The 24,374-nt window shown below is 72.0% G+C and carries 20 protein-coding genes and 3 tRNA genes; 7 read left to right on the top strand and 16 right to left on the bottom strand.

All coding sequences use genetic code 11. The features are described from left to right. Nucleotides 1-36: 36 nt before the first annotated feature. Nucleotides 37-130: transfer RNA gene (locus tag MOPEL_RS15380), tRNA-Ser, on the bottom strand. Nucleotides 131-393: 263 nt separating this feature from the next. Here MOPEL_RS15380 and MOPEL_RS15375 point away from each other — a divergent pair. Continuing rightward, nucleotides 394-1,884, top strand: coding sequence for an LCP family protein (locus tag MOPEL_RS15375; protein WP_009760625.1), 1,491 nt, complete (start codon nucleotides 394-396; stop codon nucleotides 1,882-1,884). On the opposite strand, the gene MOPEL_RS15370 is transcribed toward MOPEL_RS15375, so the two are convergent. From MOPEL_RS15370 to MOPEL_RS15355, 4 genes are all read right to left on the bottom strand, one after another. Then, nucleotides 1,868-2,503 carry an SNARE-associated domain-containing protein gene (locus MOPEL_RS15370; protein ID WP_009760624.1) on the bottom strand — a complete coding sequence of 212 codons (636 nt, stop codon included), beginning with the start codon at nucleotides 2,501-2,503 and terminating at the stop codon, nucleotides 1,868-1,870. The two genes, MOPEL_RS15375 and MOPEL_RS15370, sit on opposite strands and share 17 nt — an antisense overlap. Before the next feature lie 35 nt (nucleotides 2,504-2,538). Further along, entirely contained in the window at nucleotides 2,539-3,630 is a 1,092-nt protein-coding gene (locus MOPEL_RS16290) for a VTT domain-containing protein (protein ID WP_009760623.1), read from the bottom strand. A 124-nt stretch (nucleotides 3,631-3,754) separates the two neighbouring features. Further along, the gene (locus MOPEL_RS15360) at nucleotides 3,755-3,958 is read right to left on the bottom strand and encodes a cold-shock protein (RefSeq protein WP_009760622.1); all 204 of its coding nucleotides are present in this window, start codon (nucleotides 3,956-3,958) and stop codon (nucleotides 3,755-3,757) included. A 464-nt stretch (nucleotides 3,959-4,422) separates the two neighbouring features. Further along, complete coding sequence (locus MOPEL_RS15355) at nucleotides 4,423-5,427, bottom strand: LacI family DNA-binding transcriptional regulator (RefSeq protein WP_009760621.1); 1,005 nt, start codon at nucleotides 5,425-5,427, stop codon at nucleotides 4,423-4,425. Between the two features lie 160 nt (nucleotides 5,428-5,587). On the opposite strand from MOPEL_RS15355, the gene MOPEL_RS15350 reads away from it, so the two are divergent. From MOPEL_RS15350 to MOPEL_RS15340, 3 genes are all read left to right on the top strand, one after another. Further along, nucleotides 5,588-5,674: transfer RNA gene (locus MOPEL_RS15350), tRNA-Ser, on the top strand. A 50-nt stretch (nucleotides 5,675-5,724) separates the two neighbouring features. After that, on the top strand, nucleotides 5,725-6,066 hold the full coding sequence (locus MOPEL_RS16285) for a YtxH domain-containing protein (protein ID WP_009760620.1): 342 nt from the start codon (nucleotides 5,725-5,727) through the stop codon (nucleotides 6,064-6,066). Beyond that, entirely contained in the window at nucleotides 6,063-6,254 is a 192-nt protein-coding gene (locus MOPEL_RS15340) for a hypothetical protein (protein ID WP_009760619.1), read from the top strand. The genes MOPEL_RS16285 and MOPEL_RS15340 overlap by 4 nt, the downstream gene beginning before the upstream one ends. A 103-nt stretch (nucleotides 6,255-6,357) precedes the next feature. Here the strand turns inward: MOPEL_RS15340 and epsC are convergent, their stop codons facing one another. Beyond that, entirely contained in the window at nucleotides 6,358-7,185 is an 828-nt protein-coding gene (gene epsC / locus MOPEL_RS15335; protein WP_009760618.1) for a serine O-acetyltransferase EpsC, read from the bottom strand. Nucleotides 7,186-7,234: 49 nt separating this feature from the next. Then, nucleotides 7,235-8,170, bottom strand: coding sequence for a cysteine synthase A (cysK, locus tag MOPEL_RS15330; protein ID WP_009760617.1), 936 nt, complete (start codon nucleotides 8,168-8,170; stop codon nucleotides 7,235-7,237). A gap of 352 nt (nucleotides 8,171-8,522) precedes the next feature. Between cysK and MOPEL_RS15325 the strand changes: the two genes are divergently transcribed. Beyond that, complete coding sequence (locus MOPEL_RS15325) at nucleotides 8,523-12,407, top strand: (Fe-S)-binding protein (protein ID WP_040634939.1); 3,885 nt, start codon at nucleotides 8,523-8,525, stop codon at nucleotides 12,405-12,407. Nucleotides 12,408-12,568: 161 nt separating this feature from the next. On the opposite strand, the gene MOPEL_RS15320 is transcribed toward MOPEL_RS15325, so the two are convergent. The 9 genes from MOPEL_RS15320 to dcd all read right to left on the bottom strand — a co-directional run bounded on the left by MOPEL_RS15320 (nucleotide 12,569) and on the right by dcd (nucleotide 22,484). Next, complete coding sequence (locus MOPEL_RS15320; RefSeq protein WP_009760615.1) at nucleotides 12,569-14,605, bottom strand: ABC transporter ATP-binding protein; 2,037 nt, start codon at nucleotides 14,603-14,605, stop codon at nucleotides 12,569-12,571. After that, entirely contained in the window at nucleotides 14,602-16,395 is a 1,794-nt protein-coding gene (locus MOPEL_RS15315; RefSeq protein WP_009760614.1) for an ABC transporter ATP-binding protein, read from the bottom strand. The genes MOPEL_RS15320 and MOPEL_RS15315 overlap by 4 nt, the downstream gene beginning before the upstream one ends. A gap of 207 nt (nucleotides 16,396-16,602) precedes the next feature. Then, entirely contained in the window at nucleotides 16,603-17,346 is a 744-nt protein-coding gene (locus MOPEL_RS15310; protein WP_009760613.1) for a dienelactone hydrolase family protein, read from the bottom strand. Nucleotides 17,347-17,547: 201 nt separating this feature from the next. Beyond that, nucleotides 17,548-18,483, bottom strand: a complete 936-nt coding sequence (locus MOPEL_RS15305; RefSeq protein WP_009760612.1) for an ABC transporter substrate-binding protein — start codon at nucleotides 18,481-18,483, stop codon at nucleotides 17,548-17,550. Continuing rightward, nucleotides 18,480-19,304 (bottom strand): ABC transporter permease, encoded by an 825-nt coding sequence (locus MOPEL_RS15300; RefSeq protein ID WP_009760611.1) that lies wholly within the window; start codon nucleotides 19,302-19,304, stop codon nucleotides 18,480-18,482. The genes MOPEL_RS15305 and MOPEL_RS15300 overlap by 4 nt, the downstream gene beginning before the upstream one ends. Then, nucleotides 19,301-19,945, bottom strand: a complete 645-nt coding sequence (locus MOPEL_RS15295; RefSeq protein ID WP_009760610.1) for an ABC transporter permease — start codon at nucleotides 19,943-19,945, stop codon at nucleotides 19,301-19,303. Before MOPEL_RS15295 ends, MOPEL_RS15300 begins: the two co-directional genes overlap by 4 nt. Beyond that, nucleotides 19,942-21,045: an ABC transporter ATP-binding protein gene (locus MOPEL_RS15290; protein WP_009760609.1), complete on the bottom strand. Its 1,104-nt coding sequence runs from the start codon at nucleotides 21,043-21,045 to the stop codon at nucleotides 19,942-19,944. The genes MOPEL_RS15295 and MOPEL_RS15290 overlap by 4 nt, the downstream gene beginning before the upstream one ends. Nucleotides 21,046-21,256: 211 nt before the next feature. Continuing rightward, nucleotides 21,257-21,907 (bottom strand): dienelactone hydrolase family protein, encoded by a 651-nt coding sequence (locus tag MOPEL_RS15285; RefSeq protein ID WP_009760608.1) that lies wholly within the window; start codon nucleotides 21,905-21,907, stop codon nucleotides 21,257-21,259. A gap of 1 nt (nucleotide 21,908) precedes the next feature. Continuing rightward, nucleotides 21,909-22,484, bottom strand: coding sequence for a dCTP deaminase (dcd, locus tag MOPEL_RS15280; protein WP_040635024.1), 576 nt, complete (start codon nucleotides 22,482-22,484; stop codon nucleotides 21,909-21,911). A gap of 234 nt (nucleotides 22,485-22,718) precedes the next feature. On the opposite strand from dcd, the gene MOPEL_RS15275 reads away from it, so the two are divergent. Further along, entirely contained in the window at nucleotides 22,719-24,089 is a 1,371-nt protein-coding gene (locus tag MOPEL_RS15275) for a D-alanyl-D-alanine carboxypeptidase/D-alanyl-D-alanine-endopeptidase (RefSeq protein WP_009760606.1), read from the top strand. A 198-nt stretch (nucleotides 24,090-24,287) separates the two neighbouring features. Beyond that, nucleotides 24,288-24,361, top strand: a tRNA-Gly gene (locus MOPEL_RS15270). Nucleotides 24,362-24,374 lie beyond the last annotated feature (13 nt).

Below are 24,374 nucleotides of genomic sequence, written 5' to 3'. Positions count from 1 at the left end.
GAGAACCCCCCCGGCCGAAACCGGGGGGTTCTCGTGTGGCGGAGGCGGAGGGATTTGAACCCTCGATGGGGAATAACCCCCAAACCCGCTTAGCAGGCGGGCGCCATAGACCGGACTAGGCGACGCCTCCACGCCATGGTCGTCACGTTGATGTGGCGCACGGCGGAGTTCAGCCTACCCGCCGAGCGGGCTGCGACACAAAACCGCTCCCGACGAGTCGCGGCCGAGCTCCGTTCGCGCCGCGCCCGGGCAACGAGCGTCCGCCCACGTGGCCCGGGGTCGGGTCGATACCATGAAAGCTCGGGGGCGACACCTGGATCCGCGCAGGACGGGGCGGGCGGTGCCGATGACGAAGGGGGACGCCACCCGCGTTCCGCGCGGAGGGGAGATTCGATGAGTGCAGCGCATCCCGGTGAGTACGGGCCGCGTCGTGGCCTGGGGCCGCTGCTCGGTCTCACGACCCTCGGGGCGATCCTGCCCGGCTCCGGCCTGCTCCTCAGCGGCCGCCGATTCCTCGGCGGGCTCCTCATGTCGGTGTTCCTCGTCTGCGTCGTCGGCGCCGCCGCGTTCATCTACGTCAAGGGCCCCACCGAGGCGGCGCTCTTCCTCGGAGTACGACGTAACCTCCTCCTCGGGCTCGTCGTCGCCGGGGTCCTCGCGCTCATCGTCCTCGCCGCGTCCCTCGTCCACACCGCCGCACTCAACTGGCCGAGCCGCCCCCAGACCGGCAAGCGCGTCGCCGCCGGCACGTTCGTCGCCCTGCTCGTCCTCGCCGTCCTCGCCCCGGTCGCGCCCGCCACGCAATACGTGATGATCCACCGCGACACCCTGTCGTCGATCTTCTCCCACGGCGACGTCGACCGCGGCGTGGGCGCGGCCACCCCCATCGGCAGCGGTCGGAATGCCTGGCGCACCGTGCCCCGTGTCAACGTCATGCTCATCGGCTCCGACGCCTACCCGGGCCGCCCAGGCCTGCGCACCGACTCGATGATGGTCGCGAGCATCGACACCCGCAGCGGCGACACCGTCCTCTTCGGTATCCCCCGCAACCTCGAGAACATCCCCCTCGGCCCCACCAACCCGCTCACCCGGGTCTACCCGAACGGGTACGACTGCGGCGACGCGTGCCTCATGAACGAGGTGTGGAACGAGGGCGAGAAGCACAAGGACCTCTTCCCCGGCGACCCGATGCCCGGCCTCACCGCCACCCGCCTCGCCCTCACCGAGGTCCTCGGCCTCGGCATCGACTACGCCGTCGTCATCGACATCCGCGGGTTCTCCGCCCTCGTCGATGCGATGGGCGGCGTCGACATCACCGTCAAGACCCGCATCCCCATCGGCGGCAAGGTCGAGAACGGGCAGATCGTCCCCGGCTCGATCCACGGCTGGATCGAGCCCGGGCCTCAGCACATGGACGGCTACACGGCCATGTGGTACGCCCGTTCCCGCGCGACGACCGACGACTTCAACCGCATGGGCCGCCAGCGGTGCATGGTCGGCGCCCTCGTCCGCCAGGTCGACGCACCGACGATGCTCGAGCGGTACCCGGCGCTCGCCAAGGTCGCGAAGGACAACATCTACACCGACATCCCGGCCGAACACCTCGGCGCGTGGGCCGAGCTCGTGGGCCGCGTCCAGCAGGAGGGCACGATCCGCTCCCTGCCGTTCACGAACAAGATCGTCAAGGTCACCGACCCCGACTACGGCCACATCCATGAGGTCGTCCGCAACGCGATCTCGCCGCATCCGGTCGAGGGGGTTCCGGCCCCGTCATGGTCGTCCTCGTCGCAGCCGACCACGACACCCTCGGCACCGCGCACCACGCCCGGCTCGACGCCGACCGAGCCCGCCCAGGGCCTCGTCGACGTCAAGAACGCCTGCTGACGCGCCGCCGCCACCACGACCGCAGCGCCGCGACCGTCATCACCCCGAGGGCCGCGAGCGCGACCCACCCGGCGTAGACGGCGTACCCCGCGACGACGGCCACGGCCGACGCGCCGAGCCACGCCCCGAGGACGACGCAGAGGCTCTGCGTCACCACGGCGGTGAGGAGGTCGAGGACGACGAACGTCGAGAACCGACGCCCCGCCGTGCCGAGCGCGACGATGACGAGCTCACGCGCCACCGGCACGGGCACGTAGGTGAGGACGATCGCGGGCGTCTGCCAGCGGCGCACGAAGGACTCGGCACGAGCGATGCGTCGACGCGCCCGCGGCCCCTCACCCGCGACCCGCTCGAACCCCGCCTCGCCCCACAGCCGTCCCGCCCACCAGAACACCCAGTGGAACTTGACGATCGAGAGGGTCGCGACGAGGAGCGGCCACAGCCACGGCCCCTCCCCCACCCGCGCAGCCGCCCCCACGGCGACGAGCGCCGGGCGGCTGCCCGTGATGGCGGCGAGAAGCGCGGGATCCACGCCGAGGAGCCACGCCCGCAGCGGCACGGCGACGAACCCGTACACGATGACGACGACGAGCCCGACCGCGACAGCCGCCTCTGCCACGCGACGACGGCGGGGAGGCGGGACGACCTCCGTGCTCACGCGGACGTCGACGTGGGGCCCGGAGCCTCCGGCCGGTCGTCCGGGGCGCCCGGCGTATGCGTGTTGCCGTCCGTGTCGGTCACCCCGGCGGCGTCGATCGCTCCGTCCGTCCCGGTCGTGTCGGCCGAACCGGTCGCGTCCGTCGCGTCTGGTGCATCGACCGTGGTGCTCGTGGCCGGCACGTCCGTCGACGCCGAAACCGTGGCGTCGTCGACGGTGGGGACCCCGTCGGTGGTGTCGGCGGCAGGATCGTCCGAGTCGTCGCCTGTATCGCGACGGGCCTTGCGCATCGCTCCGACGACGATGACGGCGAGGATCGCGAGCGTGAGCCACAGGGAGTACCGGGCGATGACCTCGACGACCTGCACGACGGGCTGACCGATGCGATGGCCGAGGACGAGCCACATCGCCTGCACGACGGCCGAGGCGAGGAGATCGACGACGAGGAGCTTGCGGAACCGCGTACCGGAGGCGCCGAGGACGGCGGTGATGATCCCGCGCGGGATGGGGAGCACCGGCACGTTGAGGAGGACGATCGCGAGGGACTCGAAGCGGCGGACGAGCTGTTCGGCCCGCTCCGCCGAGCGCGCCTTGCGATGCGAGTCGCCGACGAGGTTCGCGACGAAGACATCGCCCCACAACCGCCCGGCCCACCACATGAGCAGGTCGAGCTTGATGGCGCTCACCGTCGAGAGGAGGAACGCCGCGACGACGACGCCCCAGCTCGTGAGGCCGACGGCATGCTGGGCCCCGATCGTCACGAGCGCGGACCGGCTGCCCGAGAGGGTCGCGAGGACCAGCGGGCTGTACCCGAGCAGGGTCGGCCGCGCGAGCATGACCGCGATGCCGTACACGGCGCTGAGGAGGATGAGGCCGAGGCAGATCCGGTCGGCCCTCGTGGGGGTGTAGTCCTCCGCCCAGAACCCGGCCTGCGCGCCGACGCTCGTGGACCCCGACGGTGAGAGGCCACCTGACGAGGACGTCGGCGTGGAGTTCGGCGAGAGCGCCCCGGTGGAGCGCTGCGCGGTGGAGGCGGATGGGTCTCCCTGGGGGCGAGGCGCGTCGGCGGCGCGAGGGTCGTCGCTCACGAGTCCCCAGGGTAGGTCACGGGGCCGGCGCACCGAGGCTGAGAACCGCCCCCGCGGATGCCCCCGGACGCGCCGAGGGGCCCCCGGCAGTGCCGGGAGCCCCTCGGAGAAGTCTGAAGAAGGATCAGAGCGGACGAACGTCGTCGGCCTGGGGACCCTTGGGGCCCTGGGTGACCTCGAACTCCACACGCTGCGCCTCGTCGAGGGAGCGGTATCCGTTGGTCTGAATGGCGGAGTAGTGGACGAACACGTCCGGGCCACCCCCATCCTGCGCGATGAAGCCGAAGCCCTTTTCAGCGTTGAACCACTTGACGGTGCCCTGTGCCATGGGGAAAACAACTCTCTACTGGTGTGGCGATGGACGCCGCACTTCGCGACGACCTGGCTGCCGCACGACCCCAACTCAGCAGGACACCTGAGGGTCCCACCGATGCGGGGCTCTCGAGTGGCGACTCGTAGCCGTACTGCGAGGAACTGCACTTGCAACCGAGTTCACGTTAACACGCAGGAGGCGCGAAGAGGAGGGGTCGCCCCCATCCCGACGGGGACGCGGCCAGCCCCCTCCCCGGCAGGTCCTGCGCGAACACCGAAGGTCACTGAATCCTGCCGCGCAGGGCCTCACCCGGGCGCCGCCGACGGGCCGCGAAACGTTCATCCGTCGGACACCAGGACGTCCCTCCCGCGCGTATGCGCGGGAGGAGGGTGCACGGGCGGAGGCGCGCGCCGGCCGGGGGCGGGACGAATGTCGGGCTCGGGGCCGGGCCCGGACCCGACTCGGGAACCGCCGGACCGTCAGACGCGGCAGCCGCAGGAACCCCGGTGGGTCACCTCGCCGCGCAGACGCAGGGTCTGCGCGGGGGCGTCCGGGTCCGTGATGCGACGGGCGAGCAGCTGGACGGCACGAGCCCCCATCGCGAAGGTCGGCTGGGCGATCGCCGTGAGACCGGGAACGGCGAGATCCCCCCACGGCGGGTCGTCGAAGCACACGAGGGCGAGGTCCTCGGGCACCCGCCGCCCCGCTTCCTTGAGCGCCCGCAGCGCCCCCAGACTCATCGAGTCGTTGGCGATGAACACGGCCGTCGGCGGGTCCGGCAGTGCGAGGAGGGTGCGCATCGCCCGCCGACCGCCGGAGTCGGTGGAGTCGCCGCTCACGACGAGGTCGTCGTCGATCGGCAATGCCGCCGCCCGCAGCGCCGCCGTGTAACCGGCGACGCGTTCGTCCGTGGTGGAAAGGCCCTCCCGCCCCGAGAGACACCCGATGCGCCGGTGCCCCTTGACGACGAGATGCTCGACGAGCATCGCCGTCGACCTCTCGTTCTCGACGCCCACCTGGTCCACCGGCGCGGACAGGAGCCGGTCGACGAGCACGCAGGGCAGCTGATGTTCGCGCACGACCCGGGCGGCGCCCCGCGCCCACCCCGCCGTCGGGGAGACGAGCACGCCCCGGACGTGGTGCGCGATGAGATTGGCGACGACCTCCCGCTCCCGACGGGGGTCGTCGGAAGTGTCGGAGACGAGCACGCTGAAGTGCTGCCGACGGGCCTCCCCCTCGATGCCGGCGAACAGCTCCTGGTGGAACGGGTTGCCCGACAACGGGATGGCGACACCGATCGTCGTCGTGCTCCCGGCGGCGAGGGATCGAGCCACGGGCTGATGCGTGAACCCCAGCCGTTCCATCGCGTCGAGGACCTGACGACGCGTGGACTGTGCCACCGGCCGCGTGCCGTTGATGACATGCGACACCGTGCTGACCGAGACCCCGGCCTCCTTCGCCACCTGCGTCATCGTCACCGCCATGCCTCCCATCGTTGCGCAACGAGGCGGGGCGTGACAGCCGAGTCGCACTTCGGATGTCGACACGACCCCGACGGACGAAGGACCGGCAGCCCCCGGCAGGTGTCGCCCGGCCCGCCCGCATGGGTACCCTCGGAGGACCGTCGGCGCCGCCGGCGGCCGTGGAGGGCTCGCATAGTGGCCTAGTGCGGCGGTCTTGAAAACCGCTATGGCGGCAACGTCATCGTGGGTTCGAATCCCACGCCCTCCGCTCGACGGGCCCCGTAGAGTGCCCCCCAGTCGAACGAAAGGGATGTCCCCATGAAGCTCAAGCTGACCTTCCTCGCCGGAGCCGCCGCCGGTTACGTGCTCGGCACCCGCGCCGGCCGCGACCGCTACGACGACATGAAGAAGCAGGCCGATGCCCTCTGGCACGACCCCCGCGTGCAGGAGAAGGTCTCCGTCGCCACCGAGACCGTCAAGGAGAAGGCCCCCGACGTGGGCGCCAAGATCAGCTCCGCCGCCGGGTCCGCCGCCTCCACCGTCAAGGACAAGGTCTCCGACGCCGCCGGCGACGAGGGCGAGGGCGAGGGCGGCGCGATGATCGGCCAGGAGAAGGGCAGCGACTACACGCCGCGGGAGACGAAGGTCCAGTCCAAGTGACCGGCGCCTTCGACGACGTCGACCCCGACGACGTCGAGCGCCGCGCCGAGCTGCTGCCCGAGGAGCTCCATTCGGGCAGCGCCGACCCCGAGCAGCAGGCGGAGGCCATCCTCGCCGAGTCCGAGGAGCGCACCGAGGACCAGTCCGTCGGGATCCGCGAGGACAACGTCGCCTCCGAGAGTGAGTGACGCGGCCGTACCCACGAGAAGGGGCTCCGATCCGGTGATGGATCGGAGCCCCTTCTCGCATGCCGGGCCTGCGGCCTGCGGTCGGAGGCCCGGGTGCCGCCCGTCAGATCCAGAGGGCCGGGTCGGCGAACATCGCGTCGACGGGGTCCTCGTGGCCGCGGAGCACGCGGGTGTGCGCCGGGATGCCCGTCGCGACGTGGTTCGGCGGCACGTCCTTGACGACGACCGAGTTGGCGCCGATCTGTGCACCGTCGCCGAGGGTGACGGCGCCGAGGATCTTCGCGCCCGCCCCGACGGTGATGCCGCTGCCGAGCGTGGGGTGACGCTTGCCCTTGTCGAGCGTGCGACCACCGAGGGTGACACCCTGGTAGAGCATGACGTCGTCGCCGATCTCGGCGGTCTCGCCGATGACGACGGCCATGCCGTGGTCGATGAAGAACCGCCGACCGATCGTCGCCCCGGGGTGGATCTCGGTGCCGGTGACTGTGCGGGCCACGTTCGACAGCACGCGCGCCGGAACCCGCAGCTCCTCGTGCCGCCACATCGAATGGGCGATGCGGTGCGCCCAGATCGCGTGGAGACCCGGGGAGACGACCGCCATCTGCGTCCGCGACGTCGCCGCCGGGTCACGCTCGACGGCCGCGTCGAGATCCTCCACCACCGTGTCGACGACCCGCCGCCACCACGGACGCCGCCCGTGCCCCTCGACCGGGCAGTCGGCGTGCGTCGTCGTGATGCCGACGCATGCGCACTCCTCCGGTGACGCGGGACGGGAGGTGTCGTCGCCGACGACGTTCGCCGGGGCGTCGGCGAGCACGTCGATCGGGGCGTCGTCACGCCCGGAGCCCACGAGCCGGAGCCGGGGCAGGGCGTTGCGGGCCGCGTCGACGACCGAGGAGGCATGGGCGAGCGCGGTGGTCGAGTTCGTCATGGATCGTCCTTCGTGTCGAGGCGGTGGCGGGGCGGGGTGAAACGAGACGTCAGTCGCGCAGACCGTCGAAGAGCACCGTCGACAGGTAGCGCTCACCGAAGGACGGGATGATGACGACGATCGTCTTGCCCTTGTTCGCGGGGCGCTGCGCGACCTGCTGGGCCGCGGCGAGCGCGGCACCGGAGGACAGACCGACGAGCATCCCGTCCTTCGTCGCCGCCTTGCGGGCGAACTCGACGGACGTGTCGATGTCGACGTCGACGACCTCGTCGTAGATGCCCGTGTCGAGGGTCTCCGGCACGAAGTTCGCGCCGATGCCCTGGATCTTGTGCGGGCCGGCCTGGCCGCCGTTGAGGATCGGGGACTCCTTGGGCTCGACGCCGATCATGATCACCTCGGGCTTGCGCTCCTTGAGCGCCCGGCCGATGCCGGTGATCGTGCCGCCCGTGCCGATCGAGGAGACGACGATGTCGACCTCGCCGTCGGTGTCCTCCCAGATCTCCTGGGCCGTCGTCGCGGCGTGGATCGCCGGGTTGGCCTCGTTGGCGAACTGGCGGGCGAGGATGCCACCGCGTTCGGCGACGATCTCCTCGGCCTTCTCCACGGCGCCGCGCATGCCGTCCTTACCGGGGGTGAGGACGAGCTCGGCGCCGAATGCGCGCAGCAGTGCCTTGCGCTCGGCGCTCATCGTCTCCGGCATCGCGAGGACGACGTCGTAGCCGCGGGCCGCGCCGACCATCGCGAGGGCGATGCCGGTGTTGCCGCTCGTCGCCTCGACGATGGTGCCGCCCGGCTCGAGCTCGCCGGAGGCCTCGGCGGCGTCGACGATGGCGACGCCGATGCGGTCCTTGACGGAGTTGGCCGGGTTGTAGAACTCGAGCTTGGCCGCGACGGTCGTCGACGGGTCGACACCTTGGAGGGTGCGGTTGACTCGGACGAGGGGGGTGTGGCCGACGAGCTTGGTGACGTCGTCATAGATGGGCACGATTGCTGCCTTCCGTCGCTGGGTGACACCGGTGCGGTCATGGGGTGCCGCCGCATCGCGGCGACGTCTCCCACAACGACGCGAAGCTTATCGTTATTCCAACGGCGACTTATGCATCGCCCTGGGTCGCCCGCCCCGCACCGGCCGTTCCGCACCGTCCCCGACCTCCTGGAACGCGTGAATCCGGACACATCGGATTACCCGCCGGTCACCACGCGCGGCACGTCGTCGCACGTGGCAGGGCAGAACCACGCCGTCGCGCACCCGACAGGAGCCGACACCGCCCCAGGCCAGGCAGATCACCCGGCCGCGGCAGCACTCCTCGACGCCGACGACTCCGTATCCTTTGCGCATGTCAGCGCTGCAGATCACGGCGATCGTCCTCTGTCTCATCGTGCCGACGATCGGTTGGTGCCTGCTCTTCTGGCGGGTCTACCGGTTCACGGCCCTCTACCGGTCCGGCGCTCCGGACCCCAACCGCACCGACAGGCCGGGCGCCCGCACGGGCACCCTCCTCAAGGAGTTCCTCGGCCACACCCGGATGAAGCGACTGCCGGTCGTCGCGATCGCGCACTGGTTCACCGCCATCGGGTTTCTCGTTCTCTTCAGCACGCTCGTCAACGCGTTCTTCCAGCTCATCTGGCCCGACTTCCGTCTGCCGGTCATCGGACACTTCCCGCCGTTCGAGTGGCTCGTCGAGCTCCTCGCATGGGGCTGCCTCATCGGCATCGTCGTCCTCGCGGTCATCCGCCAGAAGAACCACCCGCGCAACGCCGCCGGCGAGCACGGCCGCCGCAGCCGCTTCTTCGGCTCCACGTGGTGGCATGCCTACTTCGTCGAGGTCATCATCCTCCTCGTCTCGATCTGCATCCTCTCGCTGCGCACGCAGGAGGCCGCGCTCCTCAAGTTCACCGAGCCCGGCACGAACCTCGCCCTCCACTTCCCCCTCACCGCATGGCTCAGCCCCATCTGGGGCGGCCTCGACCAGCACTGGCTCGAGGAGTCCATCTACCTCGTCGCCGCAATCAAGATCCTCGTCTCGTTCACGTGGATGATCGTCGTCTCCCTCACCCCGACGATGGGTGTCGCCTGGCACCGCTTCCTCGCGTTCTTCAACATCTGGTTCAAGCGTCACGCCGACGGCCGCACGAGCCTCGGCGAGCTCCAGCCGATGCGCGTCAACGGGGAGGCCGTCACCGCCGAGAACCTCGAGGACCTCATGGAGGCCGCCGAGTCCGACGACGAGGACGCCGACGAGGACTCCATGAAGATGGGCGTCGGTCACGTGCAGGACTACACGTGGAAGCAGCTCCTCGACTTCTCCACCTGCACCGAGTGCGGTCGCTGCCAGAGCCAGTGCCCCGCGTGGAACACCGACAAGCCGCTCTCGCCCAAGCTCCTCATGATGACGATGCGGGACCACGCCAACGAGATGGCGCCGTGGCTCCAGGCGTCCACCGAGGACCGCGCCGGACTCCCCGAGCACGTCAAGAAGCTCGCCACCGTGCCCCTCGTCGGTGAGACCGGCTACGAGGCCGACCACCCGCTCGGCGCCTACGACGCCCTCGGCCCCGACGCCGTCATCGACTCCGACGTCCTCTGGTCGTGCACCACCTGTGGTGCGTGCGTCGAGCAGTGCCCCGTCGACATCGAGCACGTCGACGCGATCGTCGACATGCGCCGCCACCAAGTGCTCATCGAGTCGGCGTTCCCCGCCGAGTTCGGTGGCCTCTTCAAGAACCTCGAGTCCAAGCAGAACCCGTGGGGCATGGCCCCCAAGATGCGGCTCGACTGGGCCAAGGGCCTCGACTTCGAGGTGCCGGTCGTCGGCGCCGACGTCGAGGACCTCTCGTCCGTCGACTACCTCTTCTGGGTCGGCTGCGCCGGCGCGTTCGAGGACCGCGCGAAGAAGACGACGCGCGCCGTCGCCGAGCTGCTCCACGAGGCCGACGTCTCCTTCGCCGTTCTCGGCGACTCCGAGGCCTGCACCGGTGACTCCGCCCGCCGCGCGGGCAACGAGATCCTCTACCAGATGCTCGCCGCGCAGAACGTCGAGATGCTCAACGAGGTCGGTGCCAAGAAGATCGTCGTCACCTGTGCGCACTGCTACAACACCCTGCGCAACGAGTACCCGCAGAACGGCGGGCGGTACGAGGTCGTCCACCACACGCAGCTCCTCAACCGGCTCGTGCGCGACAAGCGCCTCGTCCCCGTCGCCCGCCCCGCGGAGCACCCAGGCCTCTCGACGGCGAAGAACGTCGCCTCCACCGCGGAGACCGTCACGTACCACGACCCCTGCTACCTCGGTCGTCACAACAACGTGTACGCCCCGCCGCGCGAGCTCATCGGCGCCCTTCCCGGCGTCGAGCTCCGCGAGATGCCGCGTCACGGCATGAAGTCGTTCTGCTGCGGTGCCGGTGGTGCCCGCATGTGGGCCGAGGAGAACCTCGGCACCCGCATCAACCTCAACCGCACCGCCGAGGCCGTCGAGACCGGCGCCGACCGCATCGCGATCGGCTGCCCGTTCTGCCGCGTCATGCTCTCCGACGGGCTCACCTCGATGCAGTCCGAGGGTTCGGCCCGCGAAGAGGTCGAGGTCGTCGACGTCGCCCAGATGCTGCTCGCCGCCGTCCGTCGCGACGAGGAGCCCGAGGCCGCGCCCGACGCCGAGGTCGACGTCGACTCCGCCGGTCGTGGCGGAGACGCCGGGGCCGACACCCCCGAGCAGGTCGAGGCCGAGGCGCAGGAGGAGTCCGCCGAGGGCGGCTCCGGCGAGTTCGAGACGAGCGACGCGACCGCCCAGGCGGCCGCGGAGGCCCGGCGGCAGGAGGCTCCCGCACAGGCCGCCCCCGCCGCCGACACCACCACGGAGGCCCCGGCCACCGAGGCGCCCGCCAAGCCCGCCGGCGGCAAGATGTCCGCCGCCGACGCGCTCGCGATGATGCAGGCGCAGGGTGGCGCCCAGGCCGAGGAGACCCCGGCTGCGGATGCTCCCGCCGCTCAGGCTCCTGCCGCCGAGGCTCCCGCCGCTCGGGCGGGTACCGAGTCGGTGGCGCCCAAGGCCATGCCGAAGGGCAAGATGTCGGCCGCCGACGCACTCGCGATGATGGGTGCCGCCTCCGGCGGTGCCGCTGCCGAGGCCCCGGCCGAGGCTCCGACCGCTCCTGCCACCACGGAGGCACCTGCCGCGCAGGCTCCTGCGACCGAGGCGCCTGCCGCCCCGGCGGCAGAGGACCCGAAGGCCGCTCCGGCGACCGAGGCCCCCAAGGCCGCTCCGGCGGCTCCGGCGGCTCCGGCGGCCAAGGCCCCGGTGGAGATGCCCCAGGGCAAGATGTCCGCGGCCGACGCGCTCGCCATGATGCAGGCGCAGACCGCTGCGGCTCGCGCCGAGGAGACCCCGGCTGCGGCCCCGGACTCCGAGGCCACTGCTGCCGAGGCTCCTGCTGCGAAGGCGCCCGTCGCCGAAGCACCCGCTGCCGAAGCCCACGTCGCCGAGGCCCCCGCGGCCGAGTCGACGCCTGCGGCGCAGACCGAGGAGACCCCGGCTCCGGCCGAGGCCTCCGCGGCCCCGGCTCCGCAGGCCGCCGCTCCGTCGGCGGAGAAGGCCCCGGCCCGCCCGGCCGCCGCCTCCGCGAAGAAGATCGAGATGCCGTCGGGCCGCATGTCGGCCTCCGAGGCCCTCGCTCTCCTCAGCGGTGCCGCGGCCACGGCCGCGGCGGAGGCCCCCGGGGAGCCCGTGATCCCGGCGCCTGCCGCCAAGGCACCCGCCGCCGAGGCACCTGCCGCCCAGACCCCGGCCGCCCTGCAGACCGAGGAGCCCGCTTCCCCGACCCCGACGTCGGAGGCCCCGGCCCCCGCCGCCGAGGACGCGACGGCTCCGGCCGACGCGGCTCCGTCGACCGAGGCTGCGGCCGCCCCGGCGACCGTCACCGACACGCCGTCGACGGACTCCCCCGAGGAGCCCGTGCCGGCCCGGCCGGAGACGCCGACGGCGAGCCCCGCCCCGGAGGTGCAGGCGCCCACCCCGGCACCTGAGCCCACCGAGGAGCAGGCGCCGGTCGAGGCCCCGCGGGAGGCCCCGCAGGAGCAGGCCGCCCCGACGGCTCCTGCGGCCACCGAGCAGGCCGCTCCGGCCGCGGGCCCCCGCCCGGGCTCGGCCGCCTGGCAAAAGCTCCTCGACGCGGCGGACGGCAAGCCCATCGCCGCCTCCGAGGCGCTCAAGATCCTCGGCGGCTGACCGACGGATCGACCCGACGGAGCCCCCGTCACCACCCCGGTGGTGACGGGGGCTCCGTCGCTGCCGAGGGGACACCCCGCGCCACGGGCTCCTGCTCTGGCCCCGCCCCGTGTGCCGGACCGAGCCCCTCACGACGGGCGCCAGGGCGGGAGCGGGAGCGGTCAGGTCTGCTCGCCCGCGAACTGCGCAGCCTGGAGGCGGGTGTAGGCCCCGCCGGAGGCGAGGAGCGCCTCATGTGTGCCCTGTTCGACGATGCGCCCCTCCTCCATGACGAGGATGAGGTCGGCGTCGCGGATCGTCGACAGGCGGTGGGCGATGACGAAGCTCGTGCGGTCAGTGCGGAGTGCGGCCATCGCCTGCTGGAGGAGCAACTCGGTGCGGGTGTCGACGCTCGAGGTGGCCTCGTCGAGGATGAGCAGACTCGGGCGGGAGAGGAACGCCCGCGCGATCGTGATGAGCTGCCGCTCCCCCGCGCTGATGCTGCCGCCGTCGTCGTCGAGCACGGTGTCGTAGCCCTCGGGAAGGTGCTGGACGAACCGGTCGACGTACGTCGCCTCCGCCGCGGCGCGGATCTCCTCGTCGGTGGCGCCCGGGCGGCCGTAGGCGATGTTGTCGCGGATCGTGCCCTTGAACAGCCACGTGTCCTGCAGCACCATGCCGATCTGGCTGCGGAGCTGCTCCCGCGACATGTCGGTGATGTCGACACCGTCGAGGGTGATGCGGCCGGCGTCGAGTTCGTAGAACCGCATGACGAGGTTGACGAGAGTCGTCTTGCCGGCGCCGGTGGGGCCGACGATCGCGACCGTCTGCCCCGGCTCGGCGACGAGGTCGAGGTGCTCGATGAGGGGCCGCTCGGGGTCGTAGGAGAACGACACGTCCTCGAACTCGATGCGGCCTCGGGCACGGTCGGGCAGGCCGGGGTGCTCGTGGTCGGGGGTCTGCTCGGGGGCGTCGAGGAGTTCGAAGACCCGCTCGGCGGAGGCGACGCCCGACTGGAGGAGGTTCGCCATCGACGCGACCTGCGCGAGGGGCTGCGTGAACTGCCGCGAGTACTGGATGAACGCCTGCACGTCGCCGAGGCTCATCTGCCCGGAGGCGACCTTGAGGCCACCGACGACGGCGACGAGGACGTACGTGAGGTTTCCGACGAACATCATCACCGGCATCATGAGGCCGGAGACGACCTGGGCCCCGAACGTCGCCTCGAAGAGCTCGTCGTTCGTGCGCATCGCGTCGGCGACGGCCTCCTTGCGGCGGCCGAAGACGGTGACGAGTTCGTGGCCGGTGAAGGCCTCCTCGATCTGCCCGTTGAACACGCCGGTGCGGTTCCACTGACGCACGAAGAGCTTCTGGCTGCGCTTGCCGATGACGGCCGTGGCGATCGCCGAGAGGGGGATCGCGACGAGGGCGATGAGCGTGAGGGTCGGGCTGATCCACAGCATGATCGCGAGGATCCCGACGACGGTGACGAGCGAGTTGAGCAGCTGCCCGAAGGTCTGCTGGAGGCTCTGCCCGAGGTTGTCGATGTCGTTGGTGACGCGGCTGAGGAGTTCGCCGCGGGGCTGACCGTCGACGTAGGCGAGGGGGAGGCGGTGGAGCTTGTCCTCGACGTCGGAGCGGAGCCGCCGCATCGTCACCATCGAGACGTCGTTGACGATGCGACCGGCGCCCCACATGAGCACCGCCGCCGCGAGGTAGAGCCCGAGAACGACGAGGAGGACGCCGCCGATCTCGTCGAACGGAACCCCGCGACCCGGGACGACGTCCATCGACGCGAGCATCCGGGCGAGGTCGGTCTGGCCGCGCGCCTGGAGGCCGGCGACGACCTGCTCCTTGGACGTTCCCGCGGGCAGTCCGGCGCCGACGACGCCGGCGAAGAGGAGGTCGGTGGCCCGGCCGAGGACCTTGGGGCCGAGGACCGAGAGGGACACGCCGAGGACGGTGAGGACGACGGCGGCGGCGACCTGGAGGCGCACCGGCGCGAGACGGCCGAGGAGGCGGCGACCCGAGCCGAAGAAGTCCATCGATCTCTCGGCGGGCATCCCCATGCCGCCGTGCCCGTGGCCACCGCCGCGACGACGCGCGGCCTTGGCGACGGCGGCCTGGTCGAGCTCCTCGTGTCCGGCTCCACCGTGACCGCCGGCGCGGGTGGAGTCGGGCGTGGAGCCCGGGGTGGAGGCGCGCGTGGACCCGCTCATGAGCCGGACTCCTCGGTGACGTGGGGGCGGTCGGTGGTCGAACCCGGGCGGGGCAGGGCGTCGAGATCGGAGGCGCGGAGCTGGGAGGCGACGATCTCCTGGTAGGTCTCGCACTCCTCGAGGAGGCCCTCATGGGTGCCGATGCCGACGACGCGACCGGCGTCGAGGACGACGATCTGGTCGGCGTCGACGATGGTCGCGACCCGCTGGGCGACGATGATGACGGTCGCGTCGGCGACGACGGGGGCGAGCGCGGCACGGAGGCGGGCGTCGGTGGAGACGTCGAGGGCCGAGAACGAGTCGTCGAAGAGGTACAGCTCCGGCCGCGCGACGAGGGCGCGGGCGATGCAGAGGCGTTGGCGCTGACCGCCGGAGACGTTCGAGCCGCCCTGGGCGACCGGGTGGTCGAGGCCGTCCTCGTAGGTGCGGACGAAGGACTCGGCCTGGGCGACGCGCAGTGCCTCCCACAGCTCCTCGTCGGTGGCCTCGGGTCGCCCGAAGCGGAGGTTGGAGGCGACGGTGCCGGAGAAGAGGTACGGCTTCTGCGGGACGAGACCGACCCGCGTCCACAGGTCCTCGGGGTCGATGTCGCGGACGTCGACCCCGTCGAGGCGGACGCTGCCGCCGGTGGCGTCGAAGAGGCGCGGGAGGAGCTTGAGGAGGGTCGTCTTGCCGGAGCCGGTGCTGCCGACGATCGCCGTCGTCGTGCCGGGACGGGCCGTGAACGACACGTGGTCGAGGACGGGGGCCTCGGCGCCGGGGTAGGTGAACGAGACGTCGACGAGATCGACCTCACCGTGGAGGTCGCCGAGCGGCACGGGATTCTCGGGTGCGACGACGCTCGTGCGCTCCTCGAGGACCTCGCCGACGCGTTCGGCCGAGACCGACGCCCGCGGGATCATCGTCGCGACCATCGTCGCCATCATCACGCTCATGAGGATCTGGATGAGGTAGGTGAGATAGGCGAAGAGGGAGCCGATCTGCATCTGACCTGCGGCGACGCGGTGGCCGCCGAACCAGATGACCGCGACGGTGGAGGTGTTGAGGATCGCCATGACGAGGGGGAACATCACCACCATGAGCCGCCCGACGGCGAGGGTCGTGGCGGTGAGATCGGCGTTGGCCCGGGCGAACCGCTCCTGCTCGTCCTGCTCACGCGTGAACGCCCGCACGACGCGCAGACCGGAGATCTGTTCGCGAAGCACCCGGTTGACCGTGTCGATGCGGGTCTGCTGCTGCCGGAACAGCGGCACCATGCGCCGGATGATGAGGAGCACCGAGACGAGGAGGACGGGGACGGCCACGGCGACGAGCCACGAGAGCCCGACGTCCTCCCGGAGCGCCATGAGGACGCCGCCGGCCATCATGATCGGCGCGCTCACGAGCATGATGCAGCCCATGACGACGAGCTGCTGGATCTGCTGCACGTCGTTCGTGTTGCGGGTGATGAGCGAGGGCGCCCCGAACCGGGCCATCTCGCGGGCGGAGAAGCTCATCACCCGGTCGAGGACGTCGGCGCGGATGTCGCGGCCGAGGCTCATCGCGGCCTTGGCGCCCGCCCACACCGCGCCCACCGAGCAGACGATCTGGAGGAGGGAAGCGAGGAACATCCACCACGACACCCCCCAGATGTGGGCGACGTCGCCCTTGGCCACGCCGTTGTCGATGATGTCGGCGTTGAGCGAGGGCAGCCACAGGGCGGCGAACGTCGACCCGAGTTGCAGGACGAGGACGACGGCGAGCAGCCCCGTGTACGGCCGGAGGTAGCGACGCAGGAGTCGGATCAGCACACGACCATGATGACGCCCGCGACCGACCGTCACCGCCACTCACCGCCACTCACCGCCACTCACCGACACTCACCGACACGTGGGCCCCGGCCTGCGCGTGGCGGGTCGGGGCCCACGTGTCGTCCGCGCGTCGGACGGGGCTCCGGCCGGGGATCGCCGAACGCGCGGGGCGTGTCGGCGGGAGCCGGGCGTGTCGGTCCGGCGGGGTCAGCGCTGCAAGGTGCGGGCGAAGAACGGCTCGAGCTCGGCGAAGGCGCGCTTCTCGCCCATGTCCTGGTAGGAGGAGGTGTCGGCCATCGTGAAGCCGTGCGGCGCGTCGGGGTAGATGGCGCTCGAGTACGTGAGTCCGGCCTGCTCGAGGCGGCGTTCGAGCTCGGCGACGGCGTCCGCGTCGTTCATCGTGTCGTTGTCCGCGTGGCCGAAGAGGTAGTCGGCGTTCGTGCGCGGCAGGAGGAGGTGCGGGGAGTCCTCCGCGTCGTCCTCGACGAGGTTCGCGCCGTGGAACCCGGCGACGGCGGCGACGTCGTCGGGGTGCAGGGCGGCGGCGCGGATCGCGAGGCGCGCACCCATGCAGAACCCGACGGTGCCGTACGGCGTCGACGCGTACTGCCCGAGGGTGTCGAACCACGCCTGCGTGTCGGGGTTGGAGAGATCGGGCGTGTACGCCTTGACGCGCGGACCGCTGATCTCGCCGAACTCCTTGCGCTGCTCGGGGTCGGTGAGGTCCATGTCGGGCGCGAGCTCGGCGACGGTGCCCTCGCGGTAGAAGACGTTGGGCAGGAGCACGACGTACCCCCACGAGGCGATACGGTCGGCCATCTCCTTCGTGCGCTCCCGCACCCCGATCGCGTCCATGAACATGAGGACGCCGGGGCGCTCCTGCGCGTCGGGGCGGGTGAGGTAGGCCTCGGCCCGCCCGGCGTCGGTCGTGATCGTCAGCATCTCGTTCATGTCCCCTGCCTACGGGACGCGGCCGGGCCACGCAAGAGGACGAGACGCCGGCCCCGCCCGTGGACGGTGTACTCCCGGGCCGCGACTCGTGGCGTCACGCCGGGCCGTCCCCCCGCGACGAGGCCCCACGACGAGGCCTCTGTCGAGGTCCCGCGACGGCGCCGGGCGGGTGCGCCCCGGGCGCCGTCGCGGAGAGAGACGTCAGTCGAGCGGGTGCCCGTCCAGGTACTCCTCGGCCACCTGGGCCGGGTCGGCGTGCTCGACGTCGACCTTGGTGAGCATCGTCTGGAGGTCCTTCGTCGTGAGGGAGGTCGACAGGGCGTCGAGCGCCTCGACGGCCTTCGTGTTGCCCTGGACCTCCTTGGTGATGAGGGGGACGACGTTCTGGCTGCCGAAGAGGCCCTTGTCGTCCTCGAGGGGGACGAGGTCGTGCTGGGTGAAGGCCGGGTCGGTGGTGAAGACGTTCGCCGCGTCGACCTGGCCGTTCGTGAGGGCCTGGACGAGGGCCTGACCGCCGAGCGCACGGACCTCCTCGAACCGGATCCCGTAGGTCTTCTCGAGGCCGGGCACCCCCTGGGGGCGGTTCTTGAACTCCGACGGGGCGCCGAGGGTCATCTCGTTCGACACCTTCGCGAGGTCGCCGACGGTGCGCAGCGACTTCGACTGGGCGGTCTCGCGGGTGACGGCGATGCAGTCCTTGTCCTCGGCGGCGCTCGGCTTGAGGACGGCGAGGTTGCCCGGCAGGGACTTCTCGAGGTGGCTGTAGACCTCGTTGGGGTCGGTACCGGCGAACGACTTGTCGTAGTGGAGCGCGAGGGCGCCGGTGTACTCGGGGATGACGTTGATCGAGCCGTCGTCGAGGCCCTTGAGGTAGACCTCGCGGGCGCCGATGCCGAGGCGGGGCTCGTTGACCTGGACTCCCTTGGCGCGGAGCGCGCCCGTGTAGAGGTGGGCGAGCAGCTTGGACTCGGAGAAGTCGGCGGACCCGACGGTGACGGTGCCGGCCGGGGCCGCGGTGCCACCTCCCCCACCGGAGTCCTTGGCGAGGGGGTCCTCTCCGCCGCCGCAGGCGGTGAGGATGACGGCGGTGGCGGCGACGAGCGCGAGGGCGCCGACGCGGGTGCGGATGCGGGTCACGGTGTGGACCTTTCTGCCGGAGACGAGGAGGGGGTGGAAGCGGCCGGGGCCGAGGCGGGCGCGACACCCGCGGTGTCGGCGGCGGTGGACGTGGTGTCGGTGGCGTCGGCGGAGCGCCGCGAGCGTCGGGATCGTGCGGGGTGGGCGTCGAGGCGGAGCCCGGGCGAGACGACGCGGCGTTGGACGAGCGCGAGGATTCCGTCGAGGAGGAGCGCGAGGGTCGCGACGAGGAGGGCGCCGCCGGCCATCTGGGCGTAGTCGCCCGAGGCGAGGCCGTCGACGAGGTACCGGCCGAGACCACCGAGGCTGATGAACGAGGCGATCGTGGCGGTGGCGACGACCTGGAGGGTCGCGCTGCGCACCCCGGAGAGGACGAGGGGCAGGGCGCAGGGCAGTTCGACCCCGGTGAGGACCTGCCGCCCCGTCATGCCGATGCCGTAGGCGGCGTCTCGTGCCGCGGGGTCGACGGCCTCGACGCCGCTGTAGGCGCCCGAGAGGAGCGGCGGCATCGCGAGGACGACGAGGACGAGGAGGCTCGGGAGGACGAACGCGAGGTCGGAGGAGAGTCGCGGGCCGAGGACGAGGGCGACGGCGAAGAGCAGGCCGAGGCTCGGGATCGCCCGGGCGGCATTCGCCGAGGTGACGACCCACTTGCCCCGACCCGTGTGGCCGATGAGGAGGCCGACGGGGACGGCCACGGCGGCGGCGAGGAGCACGACGACGACGGAGTAGACGAGGTGTTCGAGCAGCCGGGTGGGGATGCCGTCGGCACCCGCCCACCTGGCGGGGTCGGAGAGCCAGGCGAGGAGGCGCGCGATCATCGGACACCTCCTGCACGGGTCCACGGCGTGAGGAGTCGCGCGGTGACGACGACGACGAGATCGAACGCGAGGGCGAGGAGGAGGCAGGAGACGATGCCGACCCACAGCTCCTCGGGGAAGTTGCGTCCGTACCCGTCGGTGAGGAGCACACCGAGCTGCTGCACCCCGATGAGGGAGGCGACGCTGACGATGCTCACGTTGCTCACGGCCGCGACGCGGAGCCCGGCGGCGATGACGGGAACGGCGAGCGGGAGGTCGATGCGGAGTGTGCGGGCGAGGCCGCCGTATCCCATCGCGGTGGCGGCGGCGGTGACGTGCTCGGGCACGGAGTCGAGGCCGTCGGCGACGGTGCGCACGAGGAGCGCGATCGTGTAGAGCGTCATCGCGACGACGACGTTGACGGGGTCGAGGATGCGTGTGCCGAGGAGGATCGGCATGAGGACGAACAGGGCGAGCGACGGGATCGTGTAGAGGAGCCCGGTGCCCGCGACGAGGACGGGCCGCCACCGTTCGCGGCTGTGGGCGAGCCACCCGAGCGGGAGCGCGAGGGCGAGACCGACGAGGAGGGGGACGCCGGCGAGGACCGTGTGCGCCCCCGCGAGGTGGGCGACGGTGCCGAGGTTGTCCGGCAGCCACGTCATGGCGCGCCCTCCGCATCGTCGGCTCCGGCACGGCCCGCGGCCTCGATGGCGGCGAGGACCTCACTCGGGTGGACGATGCCGACGAGGACGCCGTCGTCGTCGACGACGACACCGCGGCGGCTCGGGGAGGAGAGGGCGGCGTCGAGGTAGGCCCGCAGGCTTCCCCCGCGTCGTGCGAGGGTGCCGCCGAGGCGGAGCGACTCGGGCGCGGCGACGTCCTCCCCACCACGGGCGGGGCTCCCGTCGATCCAGCCGAGGGGGCGGCTCTCGTCGTCGACGACGAGCCGCCAGTCGCCGCGGACGGGTTCACCCATGCGCACGGCGGCCTCGCGGTGCAGCGGCACGTCGACGTCCTGGAACGCGAGCGAGCGGTAGCCGCGGTCGCGGCCGACGAAGGACGCGACGAAGTCGTCGGCAGGTTCGGCGAGGAGGCGGGCGGGCTCGTCCATCTGCGCGAGACGACCCCCGACGCGCATGACGGCGACCCGGTTGCCGAGTTTGACGGCCTCGTCGATGTCGTGGGTGACGAGGAGGATCGTCTTCTGGAGCTGCGCCTGGAGGCTCATGAGCTCGTCCTGCAGCTGCTCGCGGACGACGGGGTCGACGGCGCTGAACGGCTCGTCCATGAGGAGGACGGGCGGGTCGGCGGCGAGCGCACGGGCGACGCCGACGCGCTGCTGCTGGCCGCCGGAGAGCTGCCCGGGGTAGCGCGAGGCGAGATCCGGGGAGAGGCCGACGACCTCGAGGAGCTCCCGGGCGCGGTCACGGGCCTCGGCCCGGGGGCGGCCGAGGAGACGCGGCACCGTCATGACGTTCTGCTCGATGGTGCGGTGCGGGAACAGGCCGCCGTGCTGGATGACGTAGCCGATGCCCCGCCGCAGCTCGGCCTGCGACATCGTCGACACGTCGACGCCGTCGAGGAGGATCGTGCCCGAGGTGGGCTCGACCATGCGGTTGACCATCCGCAGCGACGTCGTCTTGCCGCAGCCGGAGGGCCCGACGAGCACCGTGATCTCGCCACGCGGCGCCTCGAGCGTGAGGTCGTCGACGGCGACCGTGCCGCCCGGGTACGTCTTCGTGACGTGATCGAACCGGATCATGCGCCCAACGTAGCGGTCACGACCGACGACCGCCCGCCCGACGCGATGTCGTGTCCGATGTCGCGCGGTCCCGGATCCGACGGGGGACGACCGCGGTTCGCGGCGGCGGCAGCGCGGCGTGGCGTGGCGTGGCGTGGCGCGGCGTGGCGTGGCGCGGCGTGGCGTGGCACGGCGCAGCGCGGTGGGGGCCGGGGTCCGCGACTGTGCGGTCTCAGCCCTCGGGGAGCAGCGTCCGCACGAGGTGGTGGGCCGCGAGGTCGTGCCACTGCGAGGCGCGCCGGTACATGCCGTGCCCGCACCCGGCGAGGATCTCGTAGTCGACGTCGCCGCCGGCGTCGCGGAGCCGGTCGACGAACGCGTCCGTCTTGTGTTTCGGGCAGATGAGGTCGCGGTTCCCCTGGACGACGAGGACGTCGCGCCCGACGAGGTGATCGACCGCGTCGTGGGGTGTGACCCACGGGGCGAGGGCGGCGACGGACGTCACCTGCGAGTGCCCCGCGGCGGCGAGGGCCGTGCGCCCGCCGAGGGAGTGACCGAGGAGGCCGACGGGCAGCTCGGGTTCACGACGGGCGAGGTCGGCGAGGAGGATCCGCGCCTGGCCGAGGGTCGTCTGCTCGCCGCCGTTCCAGCCCGTCTGGGTGTGCCGCACGTGGACGATCGCGATGCGGTCGCCGGAGAGCTCCCGGATGCGGCGGCCGAAGGGGAGGAGCCGCAGATAGGCGGCGTTCCAGGCGGCGGTGCGACGGAACCCGCGCTCGGGACCGCCGTGGAGGGTGACGACGACGGCCTCGACCGGCCGGCGCCCACGGCGGAGCGTGTGGATCGCCCGCTCGAGCGGCTCCCGGCGCAGGACCCGGGACACCTCAGATGTCCGCCTGCGTGAACCCCGCCCACGAACGACTCGCGGTCGGGCCGCGCTGCCCCTGGTAGTGCGAGCCGTACACCTCGCTGCCGTAGGGATGCTCGGCCGCGGAGGACAGCTGGAAGAAGCACAGCTGCCCGATCTTCATGCCGGGGTAGAGCTTGATCGGCAGGGTGGCGACGTTGCTCAGCTCGAGGGTGACGTGGCCGCTGAAGCCGGGGTCGACGAACCCGGCCGTGGCGTGGGTGAGGAGCCCGAGGCGCCCGAGGGACGACTTGCCCTCGACGCGCGCGGCGATGTCGTCGGGCAGCGTGACCTGTTCGTACGTCGATCCCAGGACGAACTCGCCGGGGTGGAGGACGAACGCGTCGTCGCCGTCGACCTCGACGAGCCGGGTCAGTTCCGGCTGCTCCGCGGCGGGGTCGATGAAGGGGTACTTGTGGTTGTCGAACAGCCGGAAGTACTTGTCGAGCCGGACGTCGATGCTCGAGGGCTGCACCATGCCCGGGTCGTAGGGGTCGAGGGAGACGCGCCCGGCGTCGACCTGGGCCCTGATGTCGCGATCTGAGAGCAGCACGGGGGTCACGCTACCGCCCTGAGCAGCGGCGGAGCATCCCCCGTGGGGAGCAGGACGCCCGGTGTGAGCGCCGGGCGTGGGCCAACCCTGGGAGCCCGGTTCGCTCAAGGTCACCCGGACGGGTGTCGAAGAGGGGGCTGCGGGTCACGTCACGAACGGGTCACGGCGCCGGATGCACTGGGACACAGGGCGACTCGCAATCGACCTGCATCACCCCACCCGATTCGAGGCCCCATGCGTCCGCACACCCCCTCCTCCGCCCGCCGCGTGGCCCCGCTCTCCCTGGCCGTCGCGACGCTCCTCACCCCCGCCCTTCTCGCCGGCCCGGCGACCGCCGCCCCTACGACGACGACGAGCGCTACGACGACGAGCGGCACGACGAGCGCCACGACGACCGCCACGACGACCGCCGCGGTCGCCACGACCACCGTCACGAGGTCCGCCCCGAGGACGAAGGCCGCGACCACGCCGACGACGGCGGCGATGCGCGCGCGTCTCGACGCGGGTGCGCAGAGCCGTTACCTCGCGGGTGGGTTCTCCGGGATCGTCCTCGACGAGGCGAGCGGGGCGACGCTGTGGTCGCGCAACTCGGCGCGGACGCGCATGCCGGCGTCGACGCAGAAGGTCCTGACGGCGTACACCGTGCTCCACTCGACGTCGCCGCAGACGCAGCTCGTCACGCGGACGTTCCGGTCGCGCGCCAACCCGGGCAACGTCTATCTCAAGGGCGCGGGCGACCCCTCGCTGTCCTCGGCCCGGTTGCGCACCCTCGCCGCGCGGACGGCGGCGGAGCTGAAGAAGGACGGCCGCACGTCGGTGACGGTGTACGCGGACGCCTCGGTGTTCCCCGCGCCGGTCTCCGCGACGGGGTGGAAGCGCAGCTACGTGCCGGGTGAGGTGCAGCCCGTCCGGGGCCTCACGCTCGCCGGCCATCGCGGCACGAACGGGTCGATCGCCGCGGCGAACTCCTTCGCGGGCTCGCTGCACAAGGCGGGCGTGAACGCGACGGTCGGGGGCGCCGGCGTCACGCCGCAGTCCGCGGTGCAGGTGGGCGAGAGCTGGTCGGCGCCGGTCTCCTCGCTCGTCGGCCGGATGCTCGCGGTGAGCGACAACACGTACGCCGAGTACCTGCTGCGCATCGCGGCGAAGGAGTCGGGTCTGCGTCCGACGTGGACGAACTCCCTCACCCACCAGCGCGCGATGCTCTCCCGCGGAGGCGTGCCGCTCGCCGGGTACGTCAACAAGGACGGGTCGGGCCTCTCGCGGGCGAACCGGATGCCGGTGCGCACCCTCGCGACGACGGTCGACCGCCTGTGGGACGACCCCTCGACGCGTCGGGTCGCGTTCGCGTGGGGCGCGATGCCGCGGTCGGGGCAGACGGGGACGCTCCGTTCCCGGTTCCGTGCACCGGCGCAGCGGTGCGCCATGGGCCGCGTCATGGCGAAGACGGGCACGCTCGGCGACGCGGTCGCCCTCGCGGGTGTCGCGGAGGGCGTCGACGGGCGTCGTCGCGTGTTCGCGTTCATCGAGAACGGGAGCACGCGGACGGCGTCGGTGCGCTCGGCGGTCGACACCCTCGGCACGGCCGTCGTGGGCTGCCGCTGACGTGTGACGCGCGGGGCGAGGTGAGCACGGTGGGGCCATGAACGCTCCGCCCTGGGGGTGACGCCGCGGGCGCGACGGCGGATGCACGGAACGCCGCCGGTGCCGTAGACTGCTTCCCACGCGGTCATGCGCCGCCGACCCCGCCGCTCCCCCCACGGGAACGGGACAGGTCGGAAACGGCACCTGACCTGCGAAGACGCGAGTGTAGTTCAATGGTAGAACACAAGCTTCCCAAGCTTGATACGCGGGTTCGATTCCCGTCACTCGCTCCACGACGAAGGGCGG

The organism is Mobilicoccus pelagius NBRC 104925, assembly GCF_000247995.1.
Lineage (GTDB): Bacteria > Actinomycetota > Actinomycetes > Actinomycetales > Dermatophilaceae > Mobilicoccus > Mobilicoccus pelagius.
This window is presented reverse-complemented; position numbering and strand designations above follow the sequence as displayed.

Bases quoted from the DNA above. Each gene is read 5' to 3' on its own strand.
- MOPEL_RS15375 (WP_009760625.1), top strand. From the start codon at position 394: ATGAGTGCAGCGCATCCCGGTGAGTACGGGCCGCGTCGTGGCCTGGGG.
- MOPEL_RS15360 (WP_009760622.1), bottom strand. From the start codon at position 3,958: ATGGCACAGGGCACCGTCAAGTGGTTCAACGCTGAAAAGGGCTTCGGC.
- MOPEL_RS15355 (WP_009760621.1), bottom strand. From the start codon at position 5,427: ATGGCGGTGACGATGACGCAGGTGGCGAAGGAGGCCGGGGTCTCGGTC.
- MOPEL_RS16285 (WP_009760620.1), top strand. From the start codon at position 5,725: ATGAAGCTCAAGCTGACCTTCCTCGCCGGAGCCGCCGCCGGTTACGTG.
- epsC (WP_009760618.1), bottom strand. From the start codon at position 7,185: ATGACGAACTCGACCACCGCGCTCGCCCATGCCTCCTCGGTCGTCGAC.
- MOPEL_RS15325 (WP_040634939.1), top strand. From the start codon at position 8,523: ATGTCAGCGCTGCAGATCACGGCGATCGTCCTCTGTCTCATCGTGCCG.
- MOPEL_RS15320 (WP_009760615.1), bottom strand. From the start codon at position 14,605: ATGAGCGGGTCCACGCGCGCCTCCACCCCGGGCTCCACGCCCGACTCC.
- MOPEL_RS15310 (WP_009760613.1), bottom strand. From the start codon at position 17,346: ATGAACGAGATGCTGACGATCACGACCGACGCCGGGCGGGCCGAGGCC.
- MOPEL_RS15300 (WP_009760611.1), bottom strand. From the start codon at position 19,304: ATGATCGCGCGCCTCCTCGCCTGGCTCTCCGACCCCGCCAGGTGGGCG.
- MOPEL_RS15295 (WP_009760610.1), bottom strand. From the start codon at position 19,945: ATGACGTGGCTGCCGGACAACCTCGGCACCGTCGCCCACCTCGCGGGG.
- MOPEL_RS15290 (WP_009760609.1), bottom strand. From the start codon at position 21,045: ATGATCCGGTTCGATCACGTCACGAAGACGTACCCGGGCGGCACGGTC.
- MOPEL_RS15275 (WP_009760606.1), top strand. From the start codon at position 22,719: ATGCGTCCGCACACCCCCTCCTCCGCCCGCCGCGTGGCCCCGCTCTCC.